A 15,064-nucleotide genomic window follows, 5' to 3' on the forward strand; every position below is an offset into this window, starting at 1 on the left:
TTTAAAGGTTTTGATTTAAAGTTTTTGGTTTAAAGGTATTGGTTTAAAGGTATTGATATGGATACACAAGATAAATCGGAAAAAATTAAAGAGTTCGAAGGCCTTGTTGAAGCAATCCGAAAGTCGCAAGCGGTGATTGAGTTTAATATGGATGGTTCCATAATCGAAGCCAATGATTTGTTTTTGGATGCGATGGGATACACTTTAGATGAGATTAAAGGTAAGCATCATAGTATATTTGTCGAAGACGCCTATGCAGCAAGCGAAGATTATAAATCTTTTTGGCGTAATTTAAATCAAGGTAATTTTGACTCTGGCGAGTACAAACGCAAAGATAAACGCGGTAACGATGTCTGGATTCAAGCCACCTATAATCCGGTTCTCGATAAAAAGGGAAAACCCTACAAAGTCGTTAAGTTTGCCTCTGATATTACCGAGCAAAAAAAGTTATTTCATAGCGTCTCACGAATGCAAGCTGCCGTTGAAGGTTCGCAAACGGCTTTGATGATGGTCGATACCGATTTAAACGTGACTTACTGCAATAAAGCCACCTACCGATTACTTAAGTTTCTAGAGCCGACCATGCAGTCGATTTGGCCTGGGTTTAAGGCTAATGAGGACTACATGATTGGTAAATGTATTGATGATTTTCATAAAGAACCAGCACACCAGCGCAAACTACTTGGCGACCCTAAAAATTTGCCCTATAGCACTAACATTATGATTGGCGACTACACCATTCGTTTGAATGTATGTGCGATTATTGATGCTCAAGGCAAACATGTAGGCTCCAGTCTTGAATGGGATAATATCACTGAACAGGTCGCCAATGAAAAACAAGTTGGCCGCCTTGTCTCTGCAGTGGAAGGCATGACAACTAATCTGATGATGGCCGATGCAGATGGCAATATAAATTATATGAATCCTGCTGTTGAACAGATGCTCCGAAAAAGAGAAGCGGGAATTAAAACCGTCTTACCCCATTTTGAAGTCGATAAAGTCGTCGGCTCTAACTATGATATTTTTCATAAGAATCCATCACATCAAAGAAACTTATTAAAACCTGAAAATCTTCCCTATGCGTCGGATATTCGGGTTGGTGATTTATCCTTCAAGTTAACCGCAGTCGCGCTTAAAGATAAAAGTGGAAACCACCTAGGGTCAGCGGTCGAGTGGATCGATACCACTGAAATGGTCAATGCACAAGAGCAAGTTGAAATGCTGATTGCACAGGCATCAAGAGGGGAGCTGCGCGAAAGGCTCGATGCAGAACAATTTGACGGCTTTATGAAAAACTTATCACTGGGCATCAATTCAATGCTCGATACCATGGTTGAACCCATGGAAAATTGTCAAGGTGTACTAGAAGAGCTAGCGGCCGGAAATCTCCAGCGAAGTATGGATGGTGAGTACCATGGTGCTTTTAATCAGCTACAATCGTCAATCAATACTAGCATTGAAAACCTCCGAAATATGGTCGGTGAGATTATGGAGGCGGCGAGTCATGTTTCCACTTCTTCACGAGAAATCACTCAAGGCAATACCGACCTAAGTCAGAGAACTGAAGAGCAAGCCTCGAGTCTCGAAGAAACCGCATCGAGTATGGAGGAGCTCACCAGTACCGTTGCAGAAAATGCAGAGGCTGCCAACAAAGCGAACCGATTGTCGGTTGAAACGATGAGTCTGGCGGAAAGTGGCGGCGATGTTGTTACAGAAGCGATTTCGGCAATGAAAGATATCGATGATGCTTCACGAGAAATTTCCGATATTATTGGGGTTATCGATGAGATCGCTTTCCAAACCAATTTATTAGCCTTAAATGCTGCGGTTGAAGCTGCGCGTGCTGGAGATCAAGGTCGCGGGTTTGCGGTCGTTGCAGCTGAGGTGAGAAATCTTGCTCAACGCTCAGCAAGTGCCGCGAAAGATATTAAATCTCTGATCAAGAACAGCGTAGCAAAAGTTGAGCAGGGTAGTCAGTTGGTGAACGATTCTGGGAATAAGTTAACGGATATTGTCAGTTCGGTTAGAAATGTTGTGCAACTGGTTAAAGAAATTTCTAATGCCAGTGAAGAGCAGTCTTCCGGGATTCAACAAATCAATCAGGCCGTGTCACAGATGGATAACATGACGCAACAAAACTCGGCATTGGTTGAGGAAGCTGCAGCATCCGCCGAGTCACTCAATGAGCAGGCAGCAAGTTTGATGGAGTTAATGAGCTTTTTCAAAACTGGTGATGAAGCTGGTGCGAAAAGTGAAGAAATTAAATCGCCGTTAAAAACTAAACCGACTCGTCGAGCAACTTCATCGCCAAAGTCCATGAGCGCTCCAAGCGATGATGAGTGGGAAGAGTTTTAGAAGCCTAAAAGAGTAGTGAGTTGTAGCGTACATGGTCATTGAAACCGGACATAGACGAGAGTTCGATTTTAGCGATGAAAACTTTCGACATGTCAGAGCTTTAATCAATCAATTAGCTGGTATCACACTATCAGAGCGCAAAACTGATATGGTCTATGCCAGGTTAGCCAGGAGACTCCGCGCTTTAGGCTATAGTGACTTTGACTCTTACTTAGCCTTTGTCGAAAACGATGAGCATGAGAGTGTACATTTTACGAATTCTTTAACCACCAATTTGACGCATTTTTTTCGAGAAAGTCATCATTTTGATTATTTAGCAGATGTTTATTTTCCTGAGATACTGAGTCAAGGTAAAAAGCGAATTCGCATTTGGTCTGCCGGTTGCTCGACCGGGGAGGAACCTTATAGTTTGGCGATTACTTGGCGCTCTAGAGTGAAAGATGCGCATCGCTACGATTTTAAGATATTGGCAACCGACTTGGATACGAATGTTCTGGATGTTTGTCGCCAAGGCTTGTATGCCAAAGACAAAGTGATGCAACTGGATGATGAGTATCAGCAGTGGTTTAGAGCGACCAAAAGGTGCAACTCGCAACAGATGGAAGTTTTTCCAAAATTACGCGAACAGATCGTGTTTAAACAACTTAATCTGATGGATGAATGGCCAATAAAGGGGCCGTTAGATGTCATTATATGCAGAAATGTTTTGATTTATTTTGATAAGCCGACTCAGCAAAAATTGGTTAATCGATTTGCGCAGCTATTAAGTGATAGGGGCTGTTTGATACTTGGTCATTCAGAAAATTTGAGTGCTAATAAAAATATGTTTGAGTCCATTGGGCAAACTACTTTTAGGAAGAGTTAGCGAATGACAGTAGGGTACGACAGAGACAATCTACCATCTTGCTGGCAAGAGTTTAACCACATTAATCGGTATTGGGACAGAAAGATTGGCAAACCCACCGCTAAGCTTTTGCCTGGGGAGTACTATGTCACCAGTCACGACGAAGTCATTACAACAGTTTTAGGTTCCTGCATTTCTGCCTGCATACGCGACCCGATTTGTGGAATCGGCGGAATGAACCATTTTATGCTGCCGATTCAAGTGGACAATGCTTTGAGTACTGATTTTGGTCGAGCCGAGCGCTACGGCAACTATGCTATGGAGCAGCTGATCAATGATATTTTAAGAAATGGCGGCAGAAGAGAAAACATGGAGGTTAAAATATTTGGTGGTGGTCGGGTGATGAAGGGAGTGACGGATGTCGGAGCGAAAAATATTGAGTTTGTAAAACATTATTGCGAGCTAGAGGGTTTTCAGGTACTGGCGGAAGATGTCGCAGGGAACTATCCTCGGAAAGTGAATTACATTCCAAAAACCGGAAAAGTGTTTGTTAAGAAATTATATAGTAAACACAACGACACTATTGAAACACGCGATGAAAACTATTTTGAGAAAATTTCTAATAGAGATGTCAGCGGCAATGTCGAGCTTTTTGATTAGATTTGATTAGGCTCGGTGTGACCAGATTAAAAAAGATAAATAAGGTTTGCTCAAGTGAGGTAAGTCGAGGCTCGGTGATTAAATTAGCGACAGTGGCAATTGTTTAAGATTAAAGATAGATGAATAAATTCAGTAAGAATAAAAATGTGATAAAAGTCTTGGTTGTGGATGACTCGGCTTTTATTAGGGTTCTGTTAACAGAAATTCTGGATTCGGACCCTGATATCAGTGTTGTTGCATCTGCTTCTGATCCAATTGATGCGCGCTCTAAAATCAAAAAGTACAATCCTGATGTGATTACGCTTGACATCGAAATGCCCAAAATGGACGGCTTAACTTTTTTAAGAAAAATCATGCGGCTTAGGCCAATGCCCGTAGTAATGTTCTCCACGCTGACCCAAAAGGGCGCCGACATAACCTTTGAAGCACTTAAAATCGGTGCCGTCGATTTTGTACCGAAACCCGCCGTAGATATTAAAAATAATCTCGATAGTTTAAGAAGCGAGCTCATTGAGAAGGTTAAATGTGCGGCTGTTAGTAACATCGGAATCAAAGATTCAACCGCTCACCAAAGCACTTCGCCTATCGATTTACCGGAGTCATCTAAGAAAGTTGATTTAATAGCTATCGGCGCATCTACTGGAGGTACAGAGGCAATTTTAGCGGTGATTCGGCGGATGCCAACCAATTGTCCACCGATTGTAATGGCACAACACATTCCAGATGTATTTTCGACTTCATTTGCCAAACGCTTGAATGAAGAAGTTGCTCTACATGCCAAAGAGGTGAGGGATTCGACAGTTTTAGAACCGGGTAATGCGTACCTTGCGCCTGGACATATGCATATGGTGGTTAAAAAGCGAGGCGGACAGCTTTGGGTGAAGATGGATGATAGTCCACCAGTGAATCGACACAAACCATCCGTTGACATGCTATTTAAATCAATTTCGCAAATAGATGGGGTGAATTGTTTAGCGGCTATCCTTACTGGAATGGGTAAAGATGGAGCAGAAGGGTTGTTAGAATTAAAACAAAAAGGAGCCTTTACGATTGCTCAAGACGAGAGAACATCGGTTGTCTGGGGTATGCCTGGTGCGGCAGTCGGCATGGGGGCGGTTAAGGCGGTCCTACCGTTACAAGAAATAGCACCTAATCTCGTAAAGAGATTGGGTGGGCGCTAAAAAAAGTTAGTCAAAACTGTTTGTTTCATCTATGCTTATTTTAGGTATGTTTATGTAATATCACCTGAGATAACAAGGATTTATTGCGAATTAATTAAAAAGGGGCATAGCATGTCAGTAGGTTCTAGTCTTTCACCGGATGGGAAAGTACTTACTATTTCAATCAATGGCCGGTTCGACTTTAGCGCGCACCAAGCCTTTAGGGATTCTTATGAAAAACTGATTCCCACACCATCGGAAATCGTTATTGATATGGTTGATACCACTTATCTTGACAGCTCTGCACTCGGTATGTTGCTGTTATTGAGGGATCACGCTGGAGGCGACACTTCCAATATCGAACTCAAAAATTGTAATGAAGACATAAAAAAAATACTCACTATTTCAAACTTCGAGCAACTATTTAAAATTTAATCGCTTTGAAGATACTAATCGCTGATGATAACCATGTAGAGCGCCTGATTTTGTCTCGGGTGCTCGAAGCCGAAGGTCATCATGTCATTCAAGCAGAAACTGGAACTCAAGCGATTGATTACTACTTTGAACAATCTCCTTCACTCGTATTTCTCGATATTTTAATGCCTGACATCGATGGTTACGATGTCGCTTCTGCCATCAAGAAAAAAGGTCAAGAATCTCGGTGGATTCCAATCATATTTTTAACTTCCTTAACTGACGCTTATGACTTGGCAAAATGCATTGAGGTTGGCGGTGATGACTTTGTTTCCAAGCCGATCAATCGAATCATCATCAAAGCTAAAGTTGACGCCTTTGCGCGGATTTCCAGATTATATGAAACTATTGAAACCCAAAAAACAGAAATTCAATATCACAATGAGCACCTGATTCAGGAGCAAGAGGCAGCGAAAAAAATCTTTAATAACATTGCCCACAGAGGATGCCTGGCCGCGCAAAATATCAACTATCATTTATCGCCAATGTCTATTTTTAATGGCGATTTAATGCTCGCAGCTGAAACGCCAATGGGGGGAATGCGACTGATGCTCGCTGATTTTACTGGGCATGGACTGCCGGCTGCGATTGGGGCGATGCCCACTTCAGAGATTTTTTACGGTATGACACGCAAAGGCTTTGCGATAGCTGATGTGATGACAGAGATGAATTCTCGACTGTACTCCGTCTTGCCAAGAGGGATATTTTGCTGCGTAATTATAGCTGACATTGATGCACTTGAAGAACGAATAACAATATGGAATGCTGGCGCTCCGCAAGCCTACATTCTTAATCAAGAAAGTGGCGAAATTGATCTGGTTCATTCAAATCACTTACCGCTCGGTGTGCAAACTCCGGAGCGATTTAAAGTGGAACTTAAAGTGTTAAATTTTAGCGCCAGTCATAAATTGCTTGCCATCACTGATGGAATTGTGGAGTCAGTTAATACCGAGTCTGAGATGTATGGCGAAGAAAGAATGTTAGACTTTATTCGAGCCAATATTAAATCCGATAATCTTTGCGATTCATTAGTTGAGCAAGTTGTCGAGTTTACGGGTGATGTTGATCAAGGCGATGATTTAAGCCTCTTAGAAGTCGGTTTTCCACACCACCACTTAGATAAATCGATTGTCGATGCAGAAGAAGTCAAAGCGCAAACTGGAACGCTAGACTCTAACCTTTCCTTGTCGCTTCGCGGAAAGTCGTTGGGTAAGTTTGACCCTATACCGCTATTTTTACAGACGCTGCTTGAGTGCAGGGAGTTAACGCCGCACCGTTCACGAATTTTTACGGTTTTGTCAGAATTATATAATAATGCCTTGGAGCACGGCGTGCTTGGACTAGACTCGGCGATAAAACACGATAGTGAAGGGTTCGCAAACTACTATCATCAACGAAGTGATAAGCTGGCTAATTTGAAAGATGGCCAAGTTACAGTGCAAATTGATCATAGACCGCTGAACGATGGTGGGGAGATAGTTTTTGATTTTATTGATAGCGGCGAGGGGTTTGATTTTGAGAAAGCGATTGCTCGAGGTAGTCAAACATACAGCGGCAGAGGTATACCGTTAATTATTAATCTATGTGAGTCAGTAGATTTTCTTGAAGATGGCAGGCATGTTCGCGCTGTGTATCGATGGTATGATGAGCAAGACGCAGAATAAATCGCAGAATAAAAAGGAGGTTACTAGTGTCAGAGCTACTGGACGAGCAAGTTGTTAATGAATTAAAAGATATCATGGGCGATGATCTTGGGGTCCTGATGGAAACTTTTATCACCGACTCTCATGATAAAATTAATGAACTCGAGAGTATCATTTATGGCGCTGATAATGACGCGATCCGACGGCTAGCGCACAGCTTGAAGGGCAGTAGCAAAAACATTGGTGCCAATCAATTGGCGGATAAATGTGAAAGATTAGAACACGATGCACGAAATGAAAAACTCGGTGATAGGCAGGCTTATTTTGATGCGATCTGCGAATCTTTCGATCTCACTAAGACAGGAATAGAAGGTCTCTTGCAAAGCTAGCTAAGGTTACCCATTTCCGAATTCGTTCAAATAACTCGGTCAGTTTGTCTTTCCTAGGAAAACGCTGAGTCTGTCGATCACGCTTGATTGGCACCAGACTTGCAGAGATTGCTTTAATACTTCAAAGTTAAAGATGATTGAGGCAAACCTATGGTTAACTCCGGTGCGACGGGTTTCTTGTTTGAAACACGGCCAAAAGCTTCACACACCATTGGCTTAATCGAGAGCCAGTCTAATAACGATATGCAGAACAATAAGTTAGAGAGTGAAAATGGTGGTAACTCATTTGCAATGGTATTTGACCAATCGGTAATCGGTCAGATTAAACCGGGTGCAAAGCATGAGAAAGGTCGGTTTGATGTCATTGATGAGCCAGTTTTCTTAGAGTCAGACATTGCCGCAAGCAACGGCAATAAATTGCCTTCCGATGGTACAAGCGAGTTAGTCGCAGGCAATTCGGTATTCAATCTTGGCGGAAACAATAGTATCTCAGGTGGTCCAGAAATCGATATTGGACCCAAACCCTTCGACTGGGTTATTCCGATAAAGGGTAATGGCGGGGAAGCTTCGTTAAGTGAGTTTGATATCACGCCGAAACCGTTAGAAATCGTTCAGCATCGAGAAGGTTTTCTTGCTAACCCGCCGAGCGACTTAAATCTTTCATTTGAGAACGCCGCAAATAGTATATTTCCGACTGATGATATTTTTAGCCAGATCGAAAGTCGTTCATTTACAATGATAGCCTTTCAAGGATTCAGTCAAGATGATTTAAGCAGTGGAAATCAGAAAAAAGGCGACTTCAACTTTTCAGCAAGTCACTTATTATCGAGCAACGAGTCGCTCTCGGTTGTAGATAAATCTTTGAAGAACAAGCTATTTGAAAGTTTATCGCTTGGAGAACGCTTTAAGCTATCGAAAGACATTATTAATGGCAGTGACTTAGCATCCGGTAAAGCCAATTTGGGAAAGTCGAATTTGGATTTAGTCAATGAAAAATTCGCTAACTTAACTATGTCGCAAGAGTCAGAGTCATTCTTAGCCGGTAAAAAAGGCCTGCTTAACTCAAATAGCTTTTCAGAAAAATTCTTGAGCGATTTATCAAGTCTTAAACCTCTGGTCTCGAGTAAGGCGAATGGACTCGGTGCTAATGCAACGACAATTGGTTTGTCCGGATTATTGTCTAGCAGTGCGAGTGGCGAGCCGGTGACTTATTCTAATGCACTTTCCAGTCAGGCTGTGGGTTTGGAAGCGAGCGAAGCCGCTAAAACACTGTTGTTGTCAAGCAACTCTCAATTTAGTCAAGGGCTCAATCTTAAAAGTCATTTTACGCCAAATTTGGCGATGCGAATTCAGTGGATGTTTAATCGAGCTGTTAATAGTGCCGAAGTCATGATGGATCCGCCGGAACTCGGCCCGATGACCGTGAAAATTCAGCAAACTAATGGTGAAACTCAGGTGATGTTTCAGGTGAATAATCCGCAAACAAAGGATGCGCTAGAATCAAATCTCGATAAGTTGAAAATGTTATTACAAGAACAAGGTATAAACTTGGGCGACGCACAGGTGGAACAACAAAAGAGTCAAAATGATAGTCATTCGCAGAAAAAGCAGGATGCACAACAAGAGCAGGAGACTGTTGCCGAGATTGCACCAGATAAATCGAATCATCAAAATGTTATATTAGATTCGATAGTCGATGTTTATTCATAAAACTATTTAACCGAGAAGTTGAATATTAAATTTAAGATACAATAACTCGGCAACAAAGCTGCTCGCTCAATTAGAATAAGTCGACACCACTGGAGGAGGATTTTTCCTCTTCTTTTTCGACCAGTTCACTTTCAACATCGTTAAGCGTGAATTCCAAATAGCTGGTCACATCTGATATTTTTTCGGCAATATTTTCCGCATCCATGTTTTTTTCATCTTGCGCCTTGATAATATTCTCGATTATTGACGTGATATAGGCTTCCTGTTCTTCAGTCATATCGAGCGTATGAAAACTCATGCCCAGTTCTATACTGATTTTTTCGAGGATGTCATTTTGATCTTGGGCTTTGTGGTTAATCATTTCGGATAATTCGCCGGTCAGCTCTTTGAGTTTATCAAACACTGAGTTCATCGCCCACTTGCGAATAAGGTCTTTGTACCTGGCTTCCAGCCCCTCGATAACCACCGCAATATAATCTCTCACTCGGCCGTGCTCTTCTGAAGAGCTTGGCATATTTTTTACTAAAATAGAGACGTGCTGATCGTTGACAATTGTTCTAGAGCCGAAGTCGAAAAGCCGACCTTTTTGGAGTAAAAGCTCGAAGACATTAATTTCATTTGGACTGCACATTGTCATATCTTGTTTATAGCTACTGATAACATCATTATTCCTGAACTGGATTGAGCAGTTCAGTTGCTTTTGCTCTGTAAATTTAAAAATCTCACTGGCTAATTCGAGTTCGCTATGACAGTGAAACATGTTTTTAAACAGGTGAACGACATCTCCATATTGCGCGGCTTCCTTCATTGATTGTTGGGCAATTTCTTGGGCGCTGTCTACACTGCTCTGAAGTTGAAGGCGCTTCTTCTGATAGGAAACGACCCGACCAATTTTGGCAACTAGCTCGATGATTGAAATTGGACGAGTAAGGATATCTAAGCCATCCGCTTCAAATGCTTCAAGTTGTACGTCTAGGTCGTTTGATTCAGTGGTAAAAATGGTATTAAATTCACAATGGTTAAGGGATTGCATTTCTTTGACAAATTCTGGGCCTGTCATATCTTGAAGCACCATGTCAACAACCAGAATGTTCGGCGAAAAGGCTTCAAATAAAATTCGCGCTTCGTGACAGTTTTCGGTAATGTAGACATCATATCTTTCACCCAATGATTCAACGAGTAGGTTCCTCAGTGAAGGATCGGGTTCGACTATGAGAATTTTTTCTCGTGTAATTTCAACTGCACAATCCCAGTTGTCTGTATTCGTCAGAAAGTCTTCGTAAAATGATTGACGCGCGCATGGTCCACCAAAAAAGAACCCTTGTGCGGTGTCACAGTTTTGCTTCAGTAGCCAATCTGCCGTAGCCTGTGTTTCGACACCGACTGCAACTGCTCGCATTCCATATTTATCCGCAATGTAGAGCGCTTCTTTGACCGTATCTCTAGATTTTTCGAGCGCATGAATTGATGAAGTAATTTGTCGATGGACTTTGATCTCATCGATTGGCAGCTTACTGAGGACCTTTTCACTAAACGAATTCACGCCAAAATCGTCCAGTGAGAATTTGAATCCAGCTTGTCGCAGTGCAAGCATACCCGTGTTTAAATCTTCTTCCAATTCACTATCGCTACTTTGGGAAACTTCTATCACCAGGTTTTGTGGCGCGACATTTTTCTGCTGAAATGAATTGATGAGAAAAGTAGTAAACTGCTCACTTTTTAATAAAATTGTTTCAATATTGATCGAAACATGCATTTGTAATCCATTTTTTTCCCACAAAGTGAGATCAGCGATTACTTGGTCAATAATAACTTTGGCAAGCTCTAATGAGAGACCTAAATCGGTGATTTTCTCAAGGAATAAGTTGGGTGTGAGCACACCATATTTTGGGTGGTTTAGGCGAATGAATGCTTCGGCCCCAGTCATTTGTTTTTGATTAACGAGAGATACTTGTGGTTGGTAGTAGACTTCAAATTGATTAGCCGCGAACGCTTGTTTTATCGACTCAGCATCAATCGTCACTATAAGTCCTTCGCCTTGTTTATGGTGCATTGTTGTCATAGAAGCTTCCTGTCTCTATATAGGTTGTCGGCTAATCGATAAATTCCTTTAATAATTACGTTATTTATTGCTGGCTAGACCAACATCCAGGCGTTCAAACCAATTTAAGAAATTATCGACCTGCTCTCCTTTGAAGATTGATCCGTGTTGGGGAGCCATAATTTCTATGTCGAGTTTTCTGACACGCGCAATCCACTCATCTTTAGCGCGATTTGAAGGCATCCAACGGCGATGAAAATATTCCATTTTTGGGATGTGTTCTTCAAAGTCTTCAACAAAAAAAGGCGAGTCTATATCGTCCATTGCAGCACCGACATCCCCACTCATCAGTATTTTGGCACGTTTATCGTAGACATGAAAATTACCAGACGAGTGGAGGTAGTGGGCTGGAACGAAGTCGAGCTCGATGCCATCTAAATTATATTTTCCACCTTCGTCTGAAATTCCCTCAAAATTTATGTTGTTCATACCAAAGTGACGAATGAAAGTTTCCCATATTTTGGGTGAGTATAAACTCGCATTATTGAGGCACTGATCCCACAAACCCAAGGAAGAAATAATATCGGGATCTTGATGGGAAGCAAATAAGGCTTTTATGTCATCTATTTTGGTGTAGCGCAAGACTGAAGTGAGCATTTGAGAGAAAATCTCAATTCCCCCGGGATCTAAGATAATACTGTGATTATTGTTAGTGATCATATACTGGTTAGTGTCGATAATTTTTTCGGCTTTGTCTGGATCTCTTCCAAAGCACAGCCATTGATGTTTGCCTTGTTGATAGAGTGAGATAGCCTTCATTTCCTGGTCCTTTGATTATTATATTGAGTTAAATTGGGTTTGATTAGGGACGTAATTTAATTAGACTCTTGCGAGCATTTTCCAAGTGTTGATTGATTCTATTGCCAGCATTGGATACTTTATCGGCGACTGAATTAAGCGATTCTTGAAAGTCCTTACTCGCACGAACGGACTCCACTCGAGAGACCACCGAAACAACTTGAGTTGCACGTAACTCGAGTTTTGTCTCGTCTAAACTATCGATAAGTTCTTTAAGTTTTGAGTTAATCTGATTTTTTAGTTTTTCAGCGTTAGCTTGAATTCGAGAATAAATGGGCAAGATTTGTTGTTTTTGTTCGGCTTCCGAATCAGATTGAACGGTATCCAGCATTGCGAGTAGCGAGTAGGTTCGAAACAGTTCATTAGCGGATTTCGTTTGCGTAGTGGCTATTCCACTGACCGTCTCTGCAGCATCAATAGTTAGTGTTGATAGCCCTTCTATAAAGCGTGTAATTTCATTAAAACCTGCGGCTGTACTTCCAGCCCTGACAGCCAACGCACGGGCATTTTTTGAGATAATGGAAAGCTCGACTGCTATTGATTGAGCTCGGGATAGTTCAGATGCAACATTGGCTACGGAAATAAATGTTTCTGCCGCTTTTTGTTTGTTATTCATCGATTCCCTACATATGAATTATGTCTCTTCAAGTATGCGTTAAATTCTTGATTTATCAAATTTAATTTTATTGATTTCCTACAAGAAATAGCTCAAAGAAACTAAACTAAAAAAGTGAGTTTTGCGGCAAAGCGGAGCGACGGCGATGTTTGTTCGTTTTTATCGCAAAATTTGTACAGACAAAATCTTGACGTTATTGATTTTACACGAGGTTTTTTGCCAAGTATTTGACATTAGCAGATTGATCAAAAATATAACTTATTGAATTTAATAGATAAAATGCTTTTGTTATTTTTGGTACATATATTGCAGTTTCTCGTCTAAAGTTAATGATGCAGAATCATTATTAACTATTACGGAGTATTTATGGCTGAAGACGACCAAGACTTAGAACTCGATGTCGAAGAAGAAGAAGAAGGCAAAGGCGGTAAAGGCAAGTTAATTATTATTGCCGCTGTCGTCGTCCTGCTTATCGGCGGTGTGGCTGCCTTTTTCTTATTGAGTGGAGATTCTGATTCATCACAAGACGAAGCGGCTGAAGAACAAGTTGAGCCAAAAGAGCCCGCACAATATGTCGGTGTTCCTGAAGCGATTACAAGCAATATTAAAGGTGACCGACGAAATCGAACTGTTCAGATAAAAATGTCATTTATGGTTCGTGGAGATGAGGCGGTCGATATTGTTAAGTCTCACATGCCACAACTGAAAAATGATGTGTTGATGTTGGTTAGTCAACAAACGGTAGAAGAGCTCAAAACGCCGGAAGGACGGAAAATGTTGCAAGATAAGTCACTCGAGACAGTGCAAAAATCACTGACAGACTTAGTCGGCGAGCCGGTTATTGAAAGAGTTTTATTTATTAGCTTTTTAATGCAGTAATTATTTATGTCAGATCTGTTAAGCCAAGACGAAATTGATGCGCTACTCCACGGAGTTGACGATGGCGATATTGATGTTGAAGAAGAATCTCTCGATCCTTCGGTTGCGCGCCCTTATGACTTTTCATCGCAAGATAGAATTGTTCGTGGGCGGATGCCGACGCTTGAAATGGTTAACGAACGTTTCGCTCGTCATATGCGGATTAGCCTTTTCAATATGATGAGACGGTCAGCCGAAATTTCGGTCAATGGTATTCAGATGATTAAATTTAGTGAATACATTCATAGTTTGTTCGTGCCGACGAGTTTGAATATGGTAAGAATCAAGCCGCTTCGAGGTACTGCGTTGTTCACCCTCGAAGCGAAACTCGTATTTATTATGGTCGATAATTTTTTTGGTGGTGATGGTCGTTTTCATGCAAAGATTGAAGGTCGAGAGTTCACACCAACAGAACGGCGAATCATCCAACTATTTTTGAAACAAGCTTTTGTTGATTTGAAAGAAGCTTGGTCGCCTGTTATGAAAGTGGATTTTGAGTATCTAGACTCTGAAGTCAACCCTGCTTTAGCGACTATCGTCAGCCCATCTGAAGTGGTTTGCGTCTGTAGTTTTAATATTGAATTGGATGGTGGTGGTGGCAACTTCCATGTAACCATGCCTTACTCCATGCTTGAGCCGATCCGCGAAAAATTGGATGCGGGTATTCAAAGTGATAGAGACGATGTTGATGAAAGGTGGACCGATGCATTAAGAGAAGAGATCCTTACAGCAAAGGTTGAACTGAGTAGTAGCCTTGTCGAAACAGAGGTCAGTCTTAAAGATGTGATGGAATTTAAGGAAGGCGACATTATCCCTATTGATATGCCAGAGCAAGTCACTCTGAGTGCAGGGGATATGCCATGTTTCAGAGCTAAGTTTGGTACGTCCAATGGCTATATGGCGGTAAAAATTGATGAAGAAATATCGCGCGAACATATTATGAGAACTTTACTAGAGGATTAATCAATGGCGGGTGAAGATAACGGCACTGACGATTGGGCTGATGCACTCAACGAGCAAGCAGAAGCAGAAACAGCGCAAATGGATCCTTTACATGAAGAGAGCGGAGCGGTCAAAGCAGTCGACAATGAAAAGCTAGATGTCATTTTAGATATTCCGGTAACCCTGTCGATGGAAGTTGGTCGCACACAAATACCGATTAGAAACCTCTTACAGCTCACTCAAGGCTCGGTTGTTGAGCTTGATAGAATGGCAGGTGAACCGCTTGATGTTATGGTCAACGGAACATTGATAGCCCACGGAGAAGTCGTCGTTGTGAATGAAAAATACGGAATACGTTTAACTGATGTAATGAGTCCAGCAGAACGTATTCAAAAACTGAAGTAAAAAACCAATCCAGGTCAGATTATCCGACCTGAAATAATGACCCTTAATG

Annotated in this window: 14 protein-coding genes; 11 read left to right on the forward strand and 3 right to left on the reverse strand. The window is 41.5% G+C overall.

Annotated elements, in window-relative coordinates; genetic code table 11:
• The first annotated feature begins 57 nt into the window (after positions 1–57).
• The 8 genes from FLL45_RS10430 to FLL45_RS10465 all read left to right on the forward strand — a co-directional run bounded on the left by FLL45_RS10430 (position 58) and on the right by FLL45_RS10465 (position 9,235).
• Positions 58–2,355 (forward strand): methyl-accepting chemotaxis protein, encoded by a 2,298-nt coding sequence (locus FLL45_RS10430; protein ID WP_142941955.1) that lies wholly within the window; start codon positions 58–60, stop codon positions 2,353–2,355.
• 31 nt (positions 2,356–2,386) lie between these two features.
• Complete coding sequence (locus FLL45_RS10435; RefSeq protein WP_142941956.1) at positions 2,387–3,220, forward strand: CheR family methyltransferase; 834 nt, start codon at positions 2,387–2,389, stop codon at positions 3,218–3,220.
• Between the two features lie 3 nt (positions 3,221–3,223).
• A complete protein-coding gene (gene cheD, locus FLL45_RS10440) occupies positions 3,224–3,859 on the forward strand; it encodes a chemoreceptor glutamine deamidase CheD (RefSeq protein WP_142941957.1) in 636 nt (211 codons plus the stop codon).
• A gap of 119 nt (positions 3,860–3,978) precedes the next feature.
• Positions 3,979–5,040 (forward strand): protein-glutamate methylesterase/protein-glutamine glutaminase, encoded by a 1,062-nt coding sequence (locus FLL45_RS10445; RefSeq protein ID WP_210247154.1) that lies wholly within the window; start codon positions 3,979–3,981, stop codon positions 5,038–5,040.
• A gap of 111 nt (positions 5,041–5,151) precedes the next feature.
• The gene (locus FLL45_RS10450) at positions 5,152–5,454 is read left to right on the forward strand and encodes an STAS domain-containing protein (RefSeq protein WP_142941958.1); all 303 of its coding nucleotides are present in this window, start codon (positions 5,152–5,154) and stop codon (positions 5,452–5,454) included.
• A gap of 5 nt (positions 5,455–5,459) precedes the next feature.
• Positions 5,460–7,157, forward strand: a complete 1,698-nt coding sequence (locus FLL45_RS10455) for an ATP-binding SpoIIE family protein phosphatase (protein ID WP_142941959.1) — start codon at positions 5,460–5,462, stop codon at positions 7,155–7,157.
• A gap of 26 nt (positions 7,158–7,183) precedes the next feature.
• Positions 7,184–7,525, forward strand: coding sequence for an Hpt domain-containing protein (locus FLL45_RS10460; RefSeq protein ID WP_142941960.1), 342 nt, complete (start codon positions 7,184–7,186; stop codon positions 7,523–7,525).
• 150 nt (positions 7,526–7,675) lie between these two features.
• A complete protein-coding gene (locus FLL45_RS10465) occupies positions 7,676–9,235 on the forward strand; it encodes a flagellar hook-length control protein FliK (protein ID WP_142941961.1) in 1,560 nt (519 codons plus the stop codon).
• 70 nt (positions 9,236–9,305) lie between these two features.
• Here the strand turns inward: FLL45_RS10465 and FLL45_RS10470 are convergent, their stop codons facing one another.
• From FLL45_RS10470 to FLL45_RS10480, 3 genes are read right to left on the reverse strand one after another with little or no spacing between them, the layout of a single operon-like run.
• Positions 9,306–11,297, reverse strand: coding sequence for an EAL domain-containing protein (locus FLL45_RS10470; RefSeq protein ID WP_142941962.1), 1,992 nt, complete (start codon positions 11,295–11,297; stop codon positions 9,306–9,308).
• Positions 11,298–11,357: 60 nt separating this feature from the next.
• Positions 11,358–12,095, reverse strand: coding sequence for an oxygen-binding di-iron domain-containing protein (locus FLL45_RS10475; RefSeq protein WP_142941963.1), 738 nt, complete (start codon positions 12,093–12,095; stop codon positions 11,358–11,360).
• Positions 12,096–12,138: 43 nt separating this feature from the next.
• A complete protein-coding gene (locus FLL45_RS10480; protein ID WP_142941964.1) occupies positions 12,139–12,750 on the reverse strand; it encodes a hypothetical protein in 612 nt (203 codons plus the stop codon).
• A gap of 366 nt (positions 12,751–13,116) precedes the next feature.
• Here FLL45_RS10480 and FLL45_RS10485 point away from each other — a divergent pair, with 366 nt between their 5' ends.
• From FLL45_RS10485 to fliN, 3 genes are read left to right on the forward strand one after another with little or no spacing between them, the layout of a single operon-like run.
• Positions 13,117–13,629, forward strand: coding sequence for a flagellar basal body-associated FliL family protein (locus tag FLL45_RS10485; protein ID WP_142941965.1), 513 nt, complete (start codon positions 13,117–13,119; stop codon positions 13,627–13,629).
• 6 nt (positions 13,630–13,635) lie between these two features.
• Positions 13,636–14,631: a flagellar motor switch protein FliM gene (fliM, locus tag FLL45_RS10490; RefSeq protein WP_142941966.1), complete on the forward strand. Its 996-nt coding sequence runs from the start codon at positions 13,636–13,638 to the stop codon at positions 14,629–14,631.
• Between the two features lie 3 nt (positions 14,632–14,634).
• Positions 14,635–15,015 (forward strand): flagellar motor switch protein FliN, encoded by a 381-nt coding sequence (fliN, locus tag FLL45_RS10495; RefSeq protein ID WP_142941967.1) that lies wholly within the window; start codon positions 14,635–14,637, stop codon positions 15,013–15,015.
• Positions 15,016–15,064 lie beyond the last annotated feature (49 nt).

The organism is Aliikangiella marina (assembly GCF_007004765.1).
Classification (GTDB): domain Bacteria; phylum Pseudomonadota; class Gammaproteobacteria; order Enterobacterales; family Kangiellaceae; genus Aliikangiella; species Aliikangiella marina.